Annotated in this window: 14 protein-coding genes; 4 read left to right on the top strand and 10 right to left on the bottom strand. The window is 72.9% G+C overall.

Going from position 1 to position 18,110, the window contains the following annotated elements; translation table 11 throughout:
* Nucleotides 1-45: 45 nt before the first annotated feature.
* The 6 genes from ABZ671_RS21805 to ABZ671_RS21780 form a co-directional block, all read right to left on the bottom strand.
* Entirely contained in the window at nt 46-1,596 is a 1,551-nt protein-coding gene (locus tag ABZ671_RS21805; RefSeq protein ID WP_357861043.1) for a fused MFS/spermidine synthase, read from the bottom strand.
* Between the two features lie 35 nt (nt 1,597-1,631).
* On the bottom strand, nt 1,632-2,603 hold the full coding sequence (locus tag ABZ671_RS21800) for a hypothetical protein (protein ID WP_357861040.1): 972 nt from the start codon (nt 2,601-2,603) through the stop codon (nt 1,632-1,634).
* 92 nt (nt 2,604-2,695) lie between these two features.
* Nucleotides 2,696-3,505 carry an inositol monophosphatase family protein gene (locus ABZ671_RS21795; protein WP_357860941.1) on the bottom strand — a complete coding sequence of 270 codons (810 nt, stop codon included), beginning with the start codon at nt 3,503-3,505 and terminating at the stop codon, nt 2,696-2,698.
* A complete protein-coding gene (locus ABZ671_RS21790; RefSeq protein WP_357860938.1) occupies nt 3,498-3,950 on the bottom strand; it encodes a response regulator in 453 nt (150 codons plus the stop codon). Before ABZ671_RS21790 ends, ABZ671_RS21795 begins: the two co-directional genes overlap by 8 nt.
* The gene (locus ABZ671_RS21785) at nt 3,947-5,602 is read right to left on the bottom strand and encodes an ATP-binding protein (protein ID WP_357860936.1); all 1,656 of its coding nucleotides are present in this window, start codon (nt 5,600-5,602) and stop codon (nt 3,947-3,949) included. The genes ABZ671_RS21790 and ABZ671_RS21785 overlap by 4 nt, the downstream gene beginning before the upstream one ends.
* The gene (locus ABZ671_RS21780) at nt 5,599-6,798 is read right to left on the bottom strand and encodes a fused response regulator/phosphatase (protein WP_357861037.1); all 1,200 of its coding nucleotides are present in this window, start codon (nt 6,796-6,798) and stop codon (nt 5,599-5,601) included. Before ABZ671_RS21780 ends, ABZ671_RS21785 begins: the two co-directional genes overlap by 4 nt.
* 173 nt (nt 6,799-6,971) lie before the next feature.
* On the opposite strand from ABZ671_RS21780, the gene ABZ671_RS21775 reads away from it, so the two are divergent.
* Nucleotides 6,972-9,356 (top strand): M28 family peptidase, encoded by a 2,385-nt coding sequence (locus ABZ671_RS21775; protein WP_357860933.1) that lies wholly within the window; start codon nt 6,972-6,974, stop codon nt 9,354-9,356.
* Between the two features lie 93 nt (nt 9,357-9,449).
* Here ABZ671_RS21775 and ABZ671_RS21770 read toward each other — a convergent pair whose 3' ends face one another.
* The 3 genes from ABZ671_RS21770 to ABZ671_RS21760 all read right to left on the bottom strand — a co-directional run bounded on the left by ABZ671_RS21770 (nt 9,450) and on the right by ABZ671_RS21760 (nt 11,010).
* Nucleotides 9,450-9,704, bottom strand: a complete 255-nt coding sequence (locus ABZ671_RS21770) for a Smr/MutS family protein (protein WP_013736060.1) — start codon at nt 9,702-9,704, stop codon at nt 9,450-9,452.
* Between the two features lie 80 nt (nt 9,705-9,784).
* Entirely contained in the window at nt 9,785-10,150 is a 366-nt protein-coding gene (locus ABZ671_RS21765; RefSeq protein ID WP_357860929.1) for a tetratricopeptide repeat protein, read from the bottom strand.
* 89 nt (nt 10,151-10,239) lie between these two features.
* On the bottom strand, nt 10,240-11,010 hold the full coding sequence (locus ABZ671_RS21760) for an ROK family protein (protein ID WP_357860926.1): 771 nt from the start codon (nt 11,008-11,010) through the stop codon (nt 10,240-10,242).
* A gap of 38 nt (nt 11,011-11,048) precedes the next feature.
* Here ABZ671_RS21760 and ABZ671_RS21755 point away from each other — a divergent pair, with 38 nt between their 5' ends.
* The 3 genes from ABZ671_RS21755 to ABZ671_RS21745 all read left to right on the top strand — a co-directional run bounded on the left by ABZ671_RS21755 (nt 11,049) and on the right by ABZ671_RS21745 (nt 15,278).
* Entirely contained in the window at nt 11,049-12,686 is a 1,638-nt protein-coding gene (locus ABZ671_RS21755; protein ID WP_357860924.1) for an ABC-F family ATP-binding cassette domain-containing protein, read from the top strand.
* 60 nt (nt 12,687-12,746) lie between these two features.
* On the top strand, nt 12,747-13,472 hold the full coding sequence (locus ABZ671_RS21750; protein ID WP_357860921.1) for a methyltransferase domain-containing protein: 726 nt from the start codon (nt 12,747-12,749) through the stop codon (nt 13,470-13,472).
* 153 nt (nt 13,473-13,625) lie between these two features.
* Nucleotides 13,626-15,278, top strand: coding sequence for a family 10 glycosylhydrolase (locus ABZ671_RS21745; protein WP_357860918.1), 1,653 nt, complete (start codon nt 13,626-13,628; stop codon nt 15,276-15,278).
* On the opposite strand, the gene ABZ671_RS21740 is transcribed toward ABZ671_RS21745, so the two are convergent.
* On the bottom strand, nt 15,212-17,962 hold the full coding sequence (locus ABZ671_RS21740) for an adenylate/guanylate cyclase domain-containing protein (RefSeq protein WP_357860915.1): 2,751 nt from the start codon (nt 17,960-17,962) through the stop codon (nt 15,212-15,214). The genes ABZ671_RS21745 and ABZ671_RS21740 overlap by 67 nt on opposite strands.
* Nucleotides 17,963-18,110 lie beyond the last annotated feature (148 nt).

The following is an 18,110-nucleotide window of genomic DNA, read 5'->3' as shown; positions in this document are numbered from 1 at the left end:
CCGGCGTACACCTCAGCGGTCGGAATCGGTCAGAAAGTCACCCGTTCAGGCGGTAGCCAGCAGCTGGTCCACCGGGGCGTAGTCGTCGGTGAGCACCAGCGCTTCGCCGACGAATCTGGTCAGCTCGGCGTCGTGCAGCAGGGCTGCCTTCTCCGGCAGCAGGGGCAGCCGGGCCTGGATCGCGGCCAGCGGCAGCGGCGCGTCCGACGCGACGATCAGGAAGTTCGCGCCGGAGTGCCCGGCGATCCCGTAGGGCGGCGCGATCAGCGCGACGTTCCGGAACTCGGCGGCGACGGTGGCCAGCTCGGCCCGGATGAAGCGGTCCGGCGGCATGTCGATGACGTTCTGCGCGTAGATCCCGCCCGGCCGCAGCACCCGGCGGATCTCCGCCGCCATCTCCCGGGTGGCCAGGTGCCAGGGTACGACCAGGTGACCGAAGGCGTCGCCGACGATGAGGTCACGACTGTCGGTCGGCTCGGCGCCGAGCAGCACCCGGGCGTCGCCGACCTCGGCGCGCAACCGCGGCCCGGTGCGCAGGCCCAGCTCCCGCCGGTCCAGGTCGACCAGCCCGCCGTCGAGCTCGAAGACCAGGTTGTCGGTGTCGGGCCGGGTGGCGGCGAGGTAGCGCGGCATGGTGAAGCCGCCGCCGCCCAGATGCAGGGCGTCCAGCCGCTGCCCCTGCGGCGCGGCCGCGTCGGCCACCAGGCCGATCCACTGCGTGTACGCGTATTCCAGGTGGGTCGGGTCGGCCAGGTCGACGTACGAGTGCTGCGCCGAGTTCAGGTAGAGGTAGCGGCCCTCGGGCCGCTGCGGGTCCGGCGCCACCTTCGCGCAGTGGTACGCCGTCTCCACGTCGCACGGGTTCGGGGCGACGGCCGAGAGTCCCGCCGCAGCCAGGCCGAGCACCGCCAGCGCCGCCCGGCCCCGGGCCGGACCGGGCCGCCCGGTCCCCGCCCGCCGCCGCAGGTACGCCCCGAGCGCCAGCCCGGTCAGGCCCAGCACGGCCGCCAACCCGAGCACGATCACCGTGCTGGGCAGCGCCGCCACCAGCACGAAGCCGGTAACCAGGGTGGCGGTGATGCCACCCAGCGTGCCGATGCCGGAAAGCCGCCCGACCACCTGCCCCGTCCGGCGCAGGTCGGCGAGCTGAAGCTTGACCACCAGCGGGGTGATCGCGGCGAGCAGCCCCGCCGGCACCAGCACCGCCAACGCGGTCAACAGCAGCACGCCGCCAGCCGCGCCGCCGCGCAGCGCCTCACCGGCGTACCGGACGACGGGCAGGGTGACCGCGGTGGCGATGCCGGCAAGCACCAGGGCCGGAGCCAGCAGACCGTGCGGGTCCCGCCGGTCGGCCAGCCACCCGCCCATCCAGGCCCCGTACGCGATCGCGCCCAGCGCCATGCCGATGACCGAGCTGGTCACCTGAAGGGTCACCCCGACGTACGGGCCGACCAGGCGGAGCGAGACCGTCTCCAGCACCAGCACTGCCCCGCTGGAGAGGAAGACCAGGAACGCGGCGAGCCCGTTCGGCAGGGCCCGTGGAGCCGGGGCGCTCGCCGCCGACTCCACCACGACATCGGAGGATGTGCTGCTCACCGTGGCGATGCTACGCATCAGATGGACGGTAGGAATCAATACATGGAAACATGAACATGGTTTGTGTGGTCGCCGGCCGGGCTGCCGCCACCGTTGTACGACCGCCAGCCGGTGTTCGGCATCCAGATCTGCCGGTACCAGATCACGTACATGACGCCGAGCCGGCCCGCGTTGTTCTTGAGGTAGTTGGCGAGGCTGTCCCCGTACGTCTTGTCGCCGCCGGTGGCCGAGACGTTCTCGAAGCCGCCGGCGGCGGCGGAGAAGTCGCAGGCCCGCCCCTTCGGATGCTCGCCGTCGCCGCCGCTGCGGTGGCAGGAGACGTGCCGCTTGTAACCGGCCGCCTGGGCCTGCTGAAGCATGTGCAGGGTACGCGGGGTGATGCAGCTCCCGGTGGTCGGATCCTTCACCGAACAGGACTCCGACGGCCAGGAACCGTCCGAGTTACGCGGGGCCGGTTTGGCCGACGCCGAGCCGCCGCCGAACCCGGTGCCGGCACCCGAGCTGACCATGGCGAGCGCGGCCTCGGCGTCCCGCTTCTTCTTTGCCAGGACGGCGAGCTGCTTCTGCTGCTCGCGGATCTCCGCATCGATGGCCAGCTTGGCCCGGGCCGCCTCGGCCTTCGCCTCGTACAGATCACGCAACCGTCGGCTGTCCCGCTGGGCCATCAGGTCCAGCTCCGCGGCACGCTGGAGGAACGAGTCCGGGTCGGAGCTGGCCAGCAGCGCCGACAGCGTTGTCAGCCGGCCCAGCCGGTACGACTGCGCGGCCACCTCGCCCACCTGCGAGTTCAGCTCGACCAGGCGCACCTCGAGCTGCTTGAGCCGCGCGGTCAGCTCGGTCTGCCGGCGCTTGGAGTTGTCGAGCCGGGCCTTGGCCTCGATGTGGCCCTTCGCCGCCGCTTCGAGGGCATCCCGCAGCTTCTTGCTGCCGCCCTCGTCGGGGGCGCTCGGGGTGGGCGCGGCGACGGCGACCCCGGCCGGGGCGAGGCCGGCACCGAGCAGCAGGATCGTCGCGGCGAGCAGGGCGAGCAACGGCCGGCGGATGAGCCTGATCCTGGGCACGAGAGCGTCCTTCCGTCGACCGGCGGTCACGATACCGGTCAACCGCCCAGCAGTGCTGCCCGGACCTCGTCCCAGACTTCCGCGCTGGACGCCACCAGCAGGCCCGGGTCGTCGTCCGCCGGGTGGTAGTCGGTCCCGTCGAAGCGGCGGGCCACCCCACCCGCCTCCCGTACGAGCAAGGTGCCGGGCGCATGATCCCACGGCAGGGTGCGCCAGAAGAGGACGAACTGCTGCGCGCCGGTGAGAATGTCGAGGTATTCCCGGCCGGCACAGTGCTGGCCGGGCAGCAGCTCACCGATCCGCCCGCCACCCGCCGCCACCCGCTGTCCGGTGGCCGGTGGCAGGAACTGGGTCATCGCGGCACCGCGCAGCGCTCCGACCTCCGGCACCGGCCCGGTGCTGCGTACCGGCGTCCCGTCCAGCCAGGTGCCCGCGCCGACGCGGCATGCGGCCATGGTCCCGGCCAACGGGTCGTACACCCAGGAGGCCACCGGTATGCCGTCGGTCAGCAGCGCCACCATCAGGGCGAACGGGCGCCGTCCGGCGGCGAAGTTGGCGGTGCCGTCGATCGGGTCGACCAACCAGACGTCACCGGTGCCGCGCAGGTGCCGCAGCAGGTCCGGGCGGTCGGCGACCGCCTCCTCGCCGACCACCACCGACCCGGGGCGCAGCCGTCGCAGCCGGGCGCTGATCAGCTCCTCCGCCCGCCGGTCGGCGACGGTGACCACCTCGCCGGGCGCCTTCTCGGCGATGTCGGCGGCGTCGAGCCGGCGGAACATCGGCACCACGACGTCCGCCGCGACCTCCCGCAGCAGCGCGCCGACCTCCACCAGCAGCGGGTCAGCCACGCGGCGGCAGCTTGACCACGCTGACGAAGAACTCGTCGATCTGGCGGACCACCGAGATGAACCGCTCGAAGTCCACCGGCTTGGTCACGTAGGCGTTGGCGTGCAACTGGTAGCTGCGCAGGATGTCCTCGTCGGCCTGGGAGGTGGTGAGCACCACCACCGGGATCCGGCAGAGCTCCTCGTCCTGCTTTATCTCCTCAAGCACCTCCCGCCCGTCGCGGCGGGGCAGGTTCAGGTCGAGCAGGATCAGGTCCGGGGTCACCGCGTCCGCGTACCGGCCCTCGCGGCGCAGGTAGGCGAGCGCCTCCGCGCCGTCGGAGACGACCGTGAGGCGGTTGCGGAGCTTGTGCTCCTCGAACGCCTCCTGGGTCATCAGCACGTCGCCCGGGTCGTCCTCGACCAGCAGCACCTCGATCGGGCTCTTGCCGTCCGCCGGCACGGTCATCCCACCGTCTCCTTCATGCCACCCGTTGTACCGTCTACGGCCGCCCCCTCGGGCGCCCCCTCCTGTGCCGCGCCGTCCGGCTGCCGACCGACCGGCACCGCGTCCGCCTCGGCGAGCGCGGGGAGGGTGAACCGGATCGCGGTGCCCTCCTCGGCGTCGGTGTCCACCCAGACCCGGCCGCCGTGATATTCCACGATCTTCTTCACGATGGCCAAGCCGATGCCGGTGCCCGGGTACGCGTCCCTGGAGTGCAGCCGCTGAAAGATGACGAAGATCTTGTCGGCGAACTCCGGCTCGATTCCGATGCCGTTGTCCCGACAGGTGACCTCCCACTCGCCGTCCACCAGCCGGGCCGACACGTGCACCCGGGGCGGCACTTCCGGCCGGCGAAACTTGATCGAGTTGCTGACCAGGTTGGCCAGCAGGTTGGTCAACAGCGGCTCCTCGCCGCGGATCACCGGCAGCTCGTCCCAGGTCAGCTCGGCGTCGGCGTACTGGCGGGCGGCCTCGGTCTGGGCGGCCACATCGCCCAGCACCTTGTTGAGGTCGACCTCGACGAAGCCGGTGTTGAGGCGGCCGATCCGGGAGAACGCGAGCAGATCGTTGATCAGCCGCTGCATCCGTTGCGCGCCGTCGACCGCGAAGGCGATGTACTGGTCGGCGCGCTCGTCGAGCTGGCCCGCGTACCGGCGCTGCAGCAGCTGGCAGAAGCTGGCCACCTTGCGCAGTGGCTCCTGCAGGTCGTGCGAGGCGACATAGGCGAACTGCTCCAGGTCGCGGTTGGACCGGGTCAGCTCCTCGGCCTGCTTCTGCAACTGGCCGTTGACCCACTCGATGCGCTCCCGGGCCTCGCGGACCTCTTCCAGCTCCTGGGCGATCTTCTGCCGCATGCCGTCGATGTCCTCGGCGAGCCGGCGGAACTCGGGCGGCCCGGACGCCTCGATGTGGTGCCGGTAGTCGCCGTCGGCGACCTGTCGCACGTGCCCGGCCAGGGCGGCCAGCGGCCGGATCAACATCCGCTCCAGGAAGAACAGCAGGACCACCCCGGCCACCGCCACCACCAGGGCGGCGGCGATCAGCAGCACCACCAGTTCGTTGCTGGTCCGGTTGGTCCGTTCGACGGCCTGCTGCCGGACGGTGAGGATCTCGTCCTGGAGGGTGTCCGCCGCGGCCCGGATGCCGTCGAACTGCTGCCGGGTCTGGTCGGTGACCAACTCCCGCCCGGCGGCCGGGCCGCTGCTCTCGGTCGCGCCGATCACCGGCTGGGCGACGTCCGCCCGCCACTGCGCCGCGCGCTCCTCGATGACCGTCAGCGCACGCAGCACGCCCGGGTAGTCGCCGGCCAGCTCGCGCATCGAGGCGACGGTGTTCCGCTCCCGCCGCAGACCCGCCTCGTACGGGGCGAGGTCCTTGCGGTCGCCGTTCACCGCGTACCCGCGAATGCTGGTCTCCTGGTCGAGCAGGGCGTTCATCAGCTCCTGGCCCTGCACCCGCAGCGGGCCCGTTTTAATCAGGATCACGTCGATGTTCTGCCGGTTCGTCGCCGCGACCAGCGACTCGGCCGTGGCCAGCCCGAGCAGCAGCACCAGGACCACGGTCAGCAGCGCCACCACCCGACGGCGCAGGGTCCAACCCTGCCGGAACGCGGTCACCGGCCACCGCCCCGGCTGACCAACAGCATCGCGACATCGTCGGCCAGCGGCCCGCCGTTCAGCTCCTCGGCCCGGCCGACCAGCCAGGCCGGCAGCTCGGCCAGCGACACCGCCCGGCTGGCCGGGTCGGCGAGCAGGTCGGTGAGCCCGGGCACGTCGAGCCGGTCGTCGCCGGCGCCCACCCGGCCCTCGATGAGACCGTCGGTGTACATCAGCAGGGACCAGTCATCAGCGTCGAGCTCCAGGTCGAAGGCGACGGGCCGGCGCGGCCGTACGCCGAGCAACAGACCACCCTTGGCGGGCACGGGGGCGACTCTACCGCCGCTGAGCAGCAGCGGCGGTGGATGGCCGGCGAGCCGCACGGTGGCCCGGCCGGCCGCCAGGTCGAGCCGGATGGTCGCCACCGTGGCGAAGATCTCTCGGAGGCGCCGCTCGCTCATCAGCACCTGTTCGACGGCGGGCAGCACCTCGTCATCCGGCACCCCGGCCAGGATCAGCGCCCGCCAGGCGACCCGCAGCTCGACGCCGAGGGCGGCCTCGTCCACGCCGTGGCCGCAGACGTCACCGACGATCAGGTCGATCCGGTCCGGCCGGGTCTGCACCACGTCGTAGAAGTCGCCGCCGATCAGCGCGGCGTGCCGGCCGGGCCGGTAGAAGGTGTGCACCGACACCTGGTCGGTGGTCATCAGCGGCTGCGGCAGCAGGCCCCGCTCCAGGCGGGCAGACTCGGCCTGACGCAGCTCCACCTCACGCAGCCGCCGGGCGTTCTCGTCGGCCCGCTTGCGCTCCACCGCGTAGCGCAGCGCGCGGGTCAGCAGGACCCCATCGACCTGCCCCTTGACCAGGTAGTCCTGGGCCCCCTCGGCGACCGCGACGATGCCCAGGTGCTCGTCCGAGCGGCCGGTGAGCACGCAGACCGCGGCCCCGCTGGCCACCTCCAGCACCCGGCGCAGCCCGTCAAGGCCCTGCGCGTCGGGCAGACCCAGGTCGAGCAGGACGCAGTCGACCCCGGCCATCCGCTGCCGAGCCTCGCTGAGACTCGTGGCGACCAGCAGATCGATCATCGAGTTGGTCTCGGCGAGCAGCTCGCCAACCAGGAAGGCGTCGCCCTCGTCGTCCTCAACCAGCAGCACTCGCAGCCGGTCACCGGGCGGCAGGTTGGTCGGATGCCCGCCCGGCGCGGCAGCCCGGGGCACGAAGGACGGCCGCGGCACCGCCGCGATACGCGGGAGTTCGCTGGTGATGTCCGACTCCTTCCGAGCGCCCTGCTCATCCTGTATCAGACAACGGTCGCACACAAAGAAGGCTTCACCACTGCGCGGTGGAGGGGCAGGATGGGGCCACCCCGACCACCCCTGAGGAGCTCCGAGTGGGCGTACCCCCGACCCGCCCCGCCGATCGGGCGCTGGCCCGGCCGCGCCGCCGGCTGCCCGCCACGGTCGCCGCGGTCGCCGCGCTGCTCACGGTCGGCGCGGGTGTCCTGGTCGACCTGGCCACCCCGGCGCCGCGCCCCGCCGACGCGCCGGCGGACCGGTTCAGCGCCGAACGGGCGTACCAGCATGTCAAGGTCATCGCGGCCCGGCCGCACGTGGCCGGCAGCCCGGCCAACGACCAGGTCCGGGAGCACCTGGTCGGCGTGCTGCGCGGGCTCGGCCTGGAGACCGAGGTGCAGGACACCGTCGCCCCGGAGGCCGGTCAGCTCAGCGGCGCCGCTGGCGGGGCGACCCTGGCCCGGGTCCGCAACGTGGTGGCCCGACTGACCGGCACCGATTCGACCGGGCGGCTCTTCCTGGTGGCCCACTACGACTCGGTGCAGTCCGGGCCCGGTGGCAACGACGACGCCGCCGGGGTCGCCAGCATCCTGGAGGTGGCCCGGGCGCTCGCCGCCGGCCCGCGCCCGCGCAACGACATCGTCTTCGTGCTCACCGACGCGGAGGAGGCGTGCCTGTGCGGGGCGTCGGCGTTCGCCGCCGGCCACCCGCTGGCCGCCGACGGCGGGGTGGTGCTCAACCTGGAGGCACGCGGCAGCACCGGACCGGTGATCATGTTCGAGACGTCCCGGAACAACGCCGAGCTGGTAGACGTCTTCGGCCGGGCCGCCCCGCATCCGGTGGGCACCTCGTTCGCGGTGGAGATCTACCGGGCGCTGCCGAACGACACCGACTTCACCGCCTTCCTGGACCACGACTTCGTCGGCCTGAACTCGGCGTACATCGACGGCGGCGCCATCTACCACACGCCGCTGGACACCCCGGCGGCGATGGACCGGGGCAGCCTCCAGATGCACGGCGACAACGCGCTCGGCCTGGCCCGCGAATTCGGTCGCACCGACCTGACCAAGCTCGGTTCCGACCACGACGCCACCTACTTCCCGGTGCCGGGCGGCCTGGTCCGCTACCCCGGCTGGCTGACCGTGCCGCTGGCGCTGGCCGCCCTGGTCGCGGTCGGCCTGCTCGGCTGGCTGCTGGTCCGGCGCGGCCGGGCCACCGTCGGGAGGCTCGCCGCCGGCATCGGGCTGGCCCTGGTGCCGATCGTGGTCGCCCCGCTGAGCGCGTGGCTGCTCTGGACCGCGATCACCACGATCCGCCCCGGGTACGCCGGGCTGCTCGACCCGTACCGGCCGGTCTGGTACCGGCTCGCCGTGCTGGCGCTCGCCGCCGCCGTCCTGTTCACCTGGTACGCGCTGACCCGCCGCCGGATCGGCCCGGCCGCCCTCGCGTTCGGCGGGCTCGCCTGGCTGGCCCTGCTCGGGGTGCTGCTCGCCGCCGAGGTGCCCGGTGGCGCGTACCTGGCGACCCTGCCCGCGCTGGCCGGCGCGCTCGCCGGGCTGGCTGCGCTGAGCACCCGGCTGGACGGCCCGTGGCCGGTGGCCGCGGCGACCCTGTCCGGCGCGGTGGCCGTGGTGGTGCTGCTGCCCGCCGTGGTGCTGCTCTTCCCGGCGCTGGGCATGGCGATGGGCGGGGTGGGCGCGCTCTTCGCGGTGCTGCTCGGGCTGGCCGCGCTACCCGTGGTCGACCTGCTGCACCCGCAGGCCGGCGGCCAGCGCGGCATGATGGCGGTCCGGGCCCGCCGGCTCGGCGCGCTGCCGGCCGCCGCCACCACGCTCGCCGCCGTGGTGTTCGCCGGGGTCGGCCTGGCCGTGGACCGCTTCGACACCGCCCACCCCGTGCCCACCCACCTGATGTACGCCCTGGACACAGACACCGGCCGGGCGATGTGGCTCAGTCGCGAGGACGAGCCGCAACCGTGGACGGCCCAGTACGTGCCCGACGAGGGGACGGTTTCTCGCTTCTTCCCCGCCCTCGGCGACGGCCGGTTGAAGATCGGGAACGCTCCCGGGGCGAACCTGCCGCCACCGGCCGTCACGGTGCTGGCGGACACCGCTGCGGGCGCCGAGCGCACCCTGCGGGTACGGGTGACTCCGAAACGCCCGGTCCGCCTGCTCTCGCTGCACGTCGAATCCGGCTCGGCCACCGTCACCAAGGCCAGCGCGGCCGGCGTGCCGCTGACGCTCAAGCCCGTGCCGGCGGAGAGTGAATGGGGCTTCGGACTGCTGTTCCACGCCCCGCCGCCGGAAGGTGTCGAGGTGACCCTCACCCTGCGGATGGAGACGGAGAAAGTGGTGCTGCGGGTGATGGACGCCAGCGACGGCCTGTCCGACATCCCCGGTTTCCGCCCCCGCCCACCCGGCGTCGGCGTGGCCGGCTCCCACACCTCCGAGATGCTGGCGGTGGCGCACACCTACTCGCTGTGAAATCCAAGGCTTCCGCCCGTGGCAGATAAGGTGTCGCGCTTCCTATGGAGCTGATGGCGCAGACGACTCACCAGGGCAGCCGCAGCGCCCTGGTCACTTCCAGCGGAAGTGGACGAAGAGGCGGCCGAAGTTCTTGGAGTCCTTTTCGACGCGGTGGTAGAGCTGCTTGACGTCCTTCTGGTCGAGGAAGCGCAGCACCCGCTTTTTGAGCTGGCCGGAGCCCTTGCCTGGGATGATCTCCACGAGGGTGGCCTTCTTCGCCACCGCCTCGTCCATGATCCCGCGCAGGGCGCGGTCGATGTCGTGGCCCTTGTTGAAGATGTCGTGGAGATCGAGCTTGAGCTTCACGACTCCATGGTAGGCGCGTCGGGTCGCCGGACCCGGAGACGGCGAGGGGCAGCCCTGCTGGGCCGCCCCCTCGCCGTGCGTCAGCGTCCGTTGACCCGGGCCTCCACCCGGCGCAGCGCCGTGGTGTAGTCGGTGTTGGTCGAGTACATGGCCGCCGCGATGCGCAGGTGCCGCAGCGCGTCGACGGGCCGGTTCAGCCGTTCGAGGGTCCGACCGAGCACGTGGTGCGCGTAGTGGTCGCTCGGGTCCCGGTCGATCATCTCCCGCAGCTGCTCCTCGGCCCGGGTGAGCTGGGCCGACTGGAAGTATGCCCGGGCCAGCAGCTGCCGCACCGAGGAGTTGCCGGGCTCCGCCTCGATGATCGGCTCGAGCAGCCGGGCCGCCCCGGTCGCGTCACCCGCTTCGAAGAACATGGTCGCCCGCCGGTACTCCGCCAGAAGATCCACTCGACCCACCTCCCCTGTCGCCCACCCTTGGTCCGACGCTGGCACAACAACGGCCGGAGCGCGAGTGTTCCTCCGCCGGAAGTTGCGCCTCAGGTGGTGGGGTCGTAGCGGTCGCCGACCAGGTCCCAGGCCCGGACCCCGCCGACGATCCCGGCCGTGTTCGGGACGACCACCACGTCGTCGCCCATCCGGGCCAGCTGCTCCGGCCGGATCAGCCGCGAGTTGCCGCCGCCCAGATAGAGCCGGTCCCAGCGGAACACCGGCCGCAGCCCCTCCACCACCTGCCGGATCCGCCGCGACCAGAACGCGTCGCCGAGGCGGCGGCGTTCCGGCTCCCCGACGTACGTGTCGTAGGTGGTCTTCCAGCGCACCGGCGCGTGGGACAGCTCCAGGTGCGGGGCGAGCACCCCGCCGTCGAAGAGCGCGCTGCCCAGCCCGGTGCCGAGGGTCAGCACCAGCTCGCAGCCGGTCCCGGCGACCACGCCCGCGCCGTGCACCTCGGCGTCGTTGAGCACCAGCGCCGGGATCCCGAACGCCCCGGCCAGGGCGCTGCGCGCGTCGTAGCCGGACCACTCGGCCACCAGCTCCGGGTCGACCCGGCTGCGCGGGCCCGACCGGGTCACGTAGTGCGGGGTGGCCACCACGACCCCGTGCCGGATCATGCCGGGCAGCCCGACCGTGAGCCGGTCCGCCGCCGGCAGCCGGCCGGCCAGGTCCAGCAGCGTCTTGACGAAGAGCGCGGGCGGCAGCGGGTACGGCGTGGGCACGCGCAGCGGCCGGGCCCGCATGGTCCCCGCGGCGTCCAGCACGGAAGCTTTGATCCCACCGCCGCCGCAGTCGATCGCCAGAGTGGTCAGCACGGCAGTGAGTGTCTCTCACCGGTAGGCTCGACCACCTCATGAGCGCCACGTTGATCGCCAAGGACCTCACCGCCGGCCACGGTGACCGCCTGCTCTTCGCCGACCTGGACCTGGTCGTCGCCCCCGGCGACGTGGTCGGGCTGGTCGGGGTGAACGGCGCCGGCAAGTCGACGCTGCTGCGTACGCTCGCCGGGTTGCAGCCCCGCGAGGAGGGCTCGGTGGCGTTGAACCCGCCCACCGCCACGGTCGGCTACCTGCCGCAGGAGCCGGAGCGCCGGCCGGGCGAGACGGTCCGGGGCTTCCTGGCCCGGCGTACCGGGGTGGCGGCGGCGCAGGCGGCACTGGACGCGGCCACCGAGGCGCTCACCGCCGGGGCCGAGGGCGCCGACGACGTGTACGCGGTCGCGTTGGAGCGCTGGCTCGACCTGGGCGGCGCGGACCTCGACGAACGGGCCGAGCAGGTGGCCGCCGAGCTGGGCCTGGGCGTCGACCTGGCGCATCCGATGACCGGCCTCTCCGGCGGGCAGGCGGCCCGGGCCGGGTTGGCCTCGCTGCTGCTCAGCCGGTACGACATCTTCCTGCTCGACGAGCCCACCAACGACCTGGACCTGGCCGGGCTGGACCGGCTGGAACGGTTCGTCACCGGGCTGCGCGCCGGGACGGTGCTGGTCAGCCACGACCGGGAGTTTCTCACCCGAACGGTGACCCGGGTGGTGGAGCTGGACCTGCACCAGCGGCAGGTACGGCACTACGGCGGCGGCTACGCGGCCTACCTGGAGGAGCGGGAGGTGGCCCGCCGGCACGCCCGCGAGGAGTACGACGAGTACGCCGACACCCGCGCCCAGTTGGAGGCGCGGGCCCGGACGCAGCGGGCCTGGATGGAGAAGGGCGTGCGCAACGCCCGCCGCAAGGCCACCGACAACGACAAGCACGTGAAACACTTCCGCGGCCAGACCTCGGAGAAGCAGGCGGCGAAGGCCCGGCAGACCGACCGGCTGATCGAGCGGCTGGAGGTGGTCGAGGAGCCCCGCAAGGAGTGGGAGCTGCGGATGGAGATCGCCGCCGCGCCCCGCGCCGGCGCCGTGGTGGCCTCGCTGCGGGGTGCCGTCGTACGCCGGGGCGGTTTCACGCTCGGCCCGGTGGATCTCCAGGTCGACTGGGCCGACCGGGTGGCGATCACCGGGGCGAACGGCTCCGGCAAGAGCACCCTGCTCGCCGCGCTGCTGGGCCGGCTGCCGCTGGACGAGGGCCACGCGGCGCTCGGCCCGGGCGTGGTGGTGGGCGAGGTCGACCAGGCCCGGGGGCTTTTCCTCGGCGACCAGCCCCTGCTGGACGCCTTCGGCGCCGCCGTACCGGAGCTGCCGCCGGCGGAGGTGCGGACGCTGCTGGCCAAGTTCGGCCTGCGCGCGGAGCACGTGCTGCGGCCGGCGGCGACCCTTTCTCCCGGTGAGCGGACCCGGGCCGCGCTGGCCCTGTTGCAGGGGCGTGGGGTGAACCTGCTGGTGCTGGACGAGCCGACCAACCACCTGGACCTGCCGGCGATCGAGCAGTTGGAGTCGGCCCTGTCCTCCTACCCGGGGACGCTGCTGCTGGTCACCCACGACCGGCGGATGTTGGCGGCGGTGAGCGTCAACCGGCGGCTGCGGTTGGACGCCGGGCGGATCACCGAAGACTGACCCGCGCCGGCCGGCATATCGGGCGGGAATCCGGGTATCGGGCCGCCCGGAGGTGGGCGCATGGTCACGATGGGGCAGTCGGCACCCTCGGCCGAGCGGCTGCGGCTGGTCGACGGGTTCCTCGCCGAGGCGTGGGCCGACCTGGTCCGGCACGACGAGCGGCTGCGCACGCTGACCGTGGAGGTGCGCTTCGACCGGGGCGTCGCACACCTGGATGGCGCGGTGGCCGACCCGACCGAACTGCGGCTGGTTCGGGACCTGGTGGGCCGCCTGGCCGGGGTGCTCGGCGTCTGGTGCCGGGTGGCCGTCGGCGGCCGTACACCGGTGGTGGTGGACCTGGGCTGCGGGGCGACCAAGCAGTGGCCGGGGAACCTGGGGCTGGACATCTACCCGGCGCCCGGAGTGAACGCGGTGGCCGACCTGTCGGGGTCGCTGCCGCTCGCCGACGACTCGGTGGACGTGTTCTTCGCGGTGCACATCCTGGAGCACCTGATCGACTTCCTGCCGCTGCTCGACGAGTGCCATCGGGTGCTCCGGCCGGGCGGCGTCCTGCACGTGATGAGCCCCTGGTGGCGACACGTGAACGCGGTGGCCGACCCGACTCACGTACGGCTGCTCGACGTGCAGACGTTCAAGGGCATCTGCGGCCAGCGTCCGCCCGGCACCCCGCGCTGGTATCCGCTGCACGTCGGCTGCGACGCCGCCTCCATCTTCGCCGACCTCACCCCGCTGCCTGCCGACGCGCCGCCCCCGGCTCCGTCTCACCTGGCCCGCTTCTTCGACTGAGCATCGATCCGTTCGAAGGTCTTGCGCGCCTGGGCAATTGATGAAAGTTTCTTACCGGCTGCGGACATTCCACGGCGAATGTTTCCGGATGCGCCGGGGTGCCCGCCGCCACCGGAAACACCCCCGGGAGCCCGACGAAGGGACCGCATCCGCATGAAGGCAACTCGGCTCAGCGCCGCCGGGCTGGCCGTGGCGCTGCTCGGCGCACTCGCCGCCAGCACCCCCGCACGCGCCGCGGACACCGCCACCAACGCATCCTCGACCACCTGCGCGACCGACCCGGCCACCCCCAAGCGGCAGTTCCGGGCCATGTGGATCGCGTCGGTCACCAACATCGACTGGCCGAGCGCGGCATCACAGACCGCGCCCGACCGGATCGCCAAGCAGAAGGCGGAGTACCTGAGCTGGCTCGACCTGGCCCAGCAGCTCCACCACAACGCCGTCGTGGTCCAGGTCCGCCCGACCGCCGACGCGTTCTGGCCGTCGCCGTACGAGCCGTGGTCGGAGTACCTGACCGGGGTACGCGGCCAGGACCCGGGCTGGGACCCACTGGCCTTCCTCGTCGAGGAATCACACAAGCGGAACCTGGAGTTCCACGCCTGGTTGAACCCGTACCGGGTGTCGATGCCGGCCCCGGGCGCCGGCGCCGACCTGTCGAAGCTCGCGCCGAACCACCCGGCCCGGCAGCACCCGGACTGGGTCTTCGCGTACCCGCCGGCCAACGTGGCCGGCAGCCGGCTCTACTACAACCCCGGCATTCCTGAGGTTCGGGCGTTCGTCGAGACCGCGATGATGGACGCGGTCACGCGGTACGACGTCGACGGCGTGCACTTCGACGACTACTTCTACCCGTACCCGAGCGGCAGCTACGAGGTGCCGGACGACGCCGCCTTCGCCCAACACAACCGGGGCTTCACCGACCGGGCCGACTGGCGGCGGGACAACATCAACCTGCTGGTCCAGGAGATGAACGCCAAGATCAAGGCGGTCAAGCCGTGGGTGAAGTTCGGTGTCAGCCCGTTCGGCATCTGGCGCAACCGCTCGGCCGACCCGGCCGGCTCCGACACCACCGGCTCACAGTCGTACGACATCATCTCCGCCGACACCCGGAAGTGGATCAAGCAGGAGTGGATCGACTACGTGGTGCCGCAACTCTACTGGTACATCGGCCAGTACCCGGCGGCCGACTACGCCCGGCTGGTGCCCTGGTGGGCCGAGCAGGTACGCGGCACCAGGGTTCAGCTCTACATCGGGCAAGCCGACTACAAGAGCGGCGACCCGGCGTACGGATCGTTCTGGATGAACCCGAACGAGCTGTCGGACCACCTGACGCTCAACCGCTCGTACCCGGAGGTGCTCGGCAACGTGCACTTCTCGGCCGTACAGGTGCGGGCCAACCGACTCGGCGCCACCGACAGCTACTCCGCCGAGCACTACTCCCGCCCAGCGCTGGTGCCGACCATGGCCCAACTCCCGGCCAGACCGCTGCAGCACCCCGTGATCGTCGGAGTCGACCGGAAGGCCGACGGGGTGCACCTGCGCTGGCGGCAGCCGGCCGACGGCAAGGGACCGTTCGGCACCGCCACCGCGTACGCGATCTACCGGTTCGACGGCAAGGCGCACATCGACGCATGCGGTTTCGCCGACGCGTCCCACCTGGTCGGCACCGTGCGCGGCACGGCCGGCGACGTGCAGTCCTGGGTGGACGCCGACACGGCGGCCGGCACGGCGTACACCTATTACGTGACCGCCCTCGACCGGGTCTGGAACGAGGGCCCGGCCAGCCCGGCGCGCTTCGTGCGCTGACGGGTAAGAAGGGGTAAGCGCGGGGAGTCGGCGGCCTGGTCCGGATGCTCGACACCGAGGGCCAGCGCCGCCGCCTCCTCCAGGGCCAGCTCGCCGCCCTCGCCGTAGGCGGCGCCGAACGCCACGTCGCCGAGCTCGCGGCGCAGCTCCGCCTGCCGCTCCTGCCAGTACGGGCCGTAGATGCCGGGAGTGGCCCGCAGGTCCGCCCGGGTGGCCTGGGCCGCGCCGAACAGTCGGGCCGCGTTCACCCCGTCCCCGTCGAGCGCGCAGCGCACCGCGATCGCGTTCAACGTGTCGCAGGCCCGCCCCAGATAGCCGTGGTTCATCCGGGAACGCAGCGCCACCAGCAGGTGCTCGTGCGCGGCCGCCAGGTCGCCCCGGGCCAGCGCCACCATGCCGAGCAACATGTCCACCGAGCGGCGGCCCCGCTCGACCGGGCGGGCCTCCTCGACCGGGCGGGCCGCACCAAGCAACTCGGTCGCCTCGTCCAGTGCGCCCCGGCGCCAGAGCAGCTCGGCCAGGTTGTAGATGGCGCGCAACGCGTCGGAGACCACGTCCTGCGCGTACGCCCACTCGATCACCTCCCGGCAGACCCGTTCCGCCTCGGCGAACTGCCCCATATCGATAAGTGGCGCGGCCCGGCCGGCCAGCACCCGGGCGAGCAGGCCCCGGTCGCCGGCCTGCCGGGCGGCCGCCTCGGCCCGCTGCGAGTAGCGCAGCTCCTCGGCGACCTCGCCGTCCGCGCCGGCGTGCAACGAGTGCATGTGGTACGCCGCCGCCAGCTCGGCCTCCGGGATCGTCTCGCCGGTCTCGGCGATCCGGCCGTACAGCCGGAACAGCCAGAGCCGCCCCTCCCGGGCCAGCCCCCGCTCCCGCCACCACTGGTCCAGCCCGCCGGCCAGCCGCAGCCCCGACCGGGCGCTGCCGCCGCTGGCGCACCAACGCAGGGCGGCCCGCAGCTCCCCGGCGAGCGGGTCGAGCGCGTACAGGGACACGGTGATCGGGTCGCCGTCCGGGCCCAGATGCGCGCGGTCCAGAGCGTGCCGGGACCAGGCGACGTGCCGGTCCCGGGCGGCCCGCTCCTCGCCCGCCTCGATCAGCCGGCGAGCCGCGTACGCCCGGATCGGGTCGAGCATCCGGTAGGTGCTGCCCGAGGCGCGCGGCTCGGCCAGCACCATCGACTTGTCCACCAGCACGGAGAGCAGGTCGAGCGGGTCGTCGTCGAGCAACCACTGCACCGTCGGCAGGTCCACCGGCCCGGCGAAGACCGCGAGCCAGCGCAGCAGCCGGGCCGGGCGCGTCTCCAGCGTCCGGTACGACCAGGTGACCGTGGCCTGCATGGTCAGGTGCCGCTCGTGTGCCGACCGGTGCGCCGCCGTGGACGGCGCCGGCTCCGCCCGCCCGGCGTCCAACGTGCCGAGCATGTCGTCGAGCCGCTCGGCGAGCTGCCCGGCCGAGAGCACCCGCAGCCGGGCCGCGGCCAACTCGATGGCCAGCGGCAACCCGTCCAGCCGGCGGACCACCCGACGCAGGTCGGCCTGCTCGGCCGGCTCCGGAAACCGACCACCCCGGGCCGCCGCGGTCCGCTCCAGCAGCAGCGTGACCGCGTCGCTCTGCCCGCCGTCCGGGCGCGGATCGTCCGAGAGCGGCGGGATCCGCCACACCACCTCGCCGGGCAGGCCGAACGACTCCCGGCTGGTGGCGATCACCCGAACGTCCCGGGCCCCGGCCAGCAGTTGGGAGATCGCCTCGGCCGAGGCGGCCGGCTGGGCGTCGCAGGTGTCCAGCACGATCAGCATGCGCCGGGCGGCCGCGTACTCGACCAGGGTGTCCGTCATCGGCCGGCCGGGCTCCGGGCGGAGCCCGAGCACCGCGGCGATCTCGAAGGCGACCAGGCCCGGGTCGGTCACTGCGGCGATGTCGACGAACCACACCCCGTCCGGGTACGCCTCGACGGTCCCGGTGGCCAGCTCGACCGCCAGCCGCGTCTTGCCCGCGCCGCCCGCGCCCAGCACCGTCACCAGCCGGTACGTCTCGATCAGCCGTCTCAGCTCGGCCCGTTCCGCCTCGCGCCCGACGAACGAGGTGGCCTGGGTGGGCAGGTTGTGCGCCACCACGTCGGCGGTGCGCGGTCGCGGGAAACGCCGCTCCAGGCCGGGTGCCACCACCTGGAACAACCGTTCCCGGTCGTCGAAGCCGCGCAACCGGTGCAGCCCGAGGTCCAGCAGGGACGCTCCGTCCGGCAGCGAATCGGCGTGCCGGGCGGTCGCGGCCGAGCACAGGACCTGTCCACCGTGGGCGGCGGCGGCCACCCGGGCCGCCCGATGCACCTCAGGGCTGGCGTACTCGCCGTCGCGGGGTTCGGCGTATCCGGTGTGCAGGCCCATCCGAACCCGGGGCCTGGCCTCGGGTGTGGGCCAGTCGTGGCTGACCAGTGCGCGTTGAGCGGTCAGACAGGCGGCGAGCGCCGTGGCCGCGTCGGGAAAGGCGAGGAAGAACGAGTCGCCCTCGGTCAGCAGCTCCGCCCCGTCGGTGCCGGCCAGCGTGCCACGCAGCAGCCGGCGGTGCTCCCGCAGCACCGGGCGGTAACCCGGACCGAGTAGCTGGGCCAGCCGCGTGGAGCCCTCGATGTCGGTGAAGACGAAGGTCACCCAGCCACTCGGGAGGTGAATCCGTGGCGACATGCGTGGAACCTCCCACCCTGACGTCGGCTTTATGCTGCCCTATGGTCACGCCGTCACGCATCGTGAGAACGGCCGGGCGGATTCCGACTCAAGGTGCCAAAGGATGACACCTGCGGCAAGGACGGACGACCGGGAAGGGGAATCGCCG

It is taken from the genome of Micromonospora sp. NPDC006766, from assembly GCF_040636055.1.
In the GTDB taxonomy this organism is placed as follows: domain Bacteria; phylum Actinomycetota; class Actinomycetes; order Mycobacteriales; family Micromonosporaceae; genus Micromonospora.
This window is presented reverse-complemented; position numbering and strand designations above follow the sequence as displayed.

Excerpts from the sequence above, each read along its gene's own strand:
- ABZ671_RS21790 (WP_357860938.1), bottom strand. The coding sequence starts at position 3,950 with ATGACCGTGCCGGCGGACGGCAAGAGCCCGATCGAGGTGCTGCTGGTC.
- ABZ671_RS21755 (WP_357860924.1), top strand. The coding sequence starts at position 11,049 with ATGAGCGCCACGTTGATCGCCAAGGACCTCACCGCCGGCCACGGTGAC.
- ABZ671_RS21750 (WP_357860921.1), top strand. The coding sequence starts at position 12,747 with ATGGTCACGATGGGGCAGTCGGCACCCTCGGCCGAGCGGCTGCGGCTG.
- ABZ671_RS21745 (WP_357860918.1), top strand. The coding sequence starts at position 13,626 with ATGAAGGCAACTCGGCTCAGCGCCGCCGGGCTGGCCGTGGCGCTGCTC.
- ABZ671_RS21740 (WP_357860915.1), bottom strand. The coding sequence starts at position 17,962 with ATGTCGCCACGGATTCACCTCCCGAGTGGCTGGGTGACCTTCGTCTTC.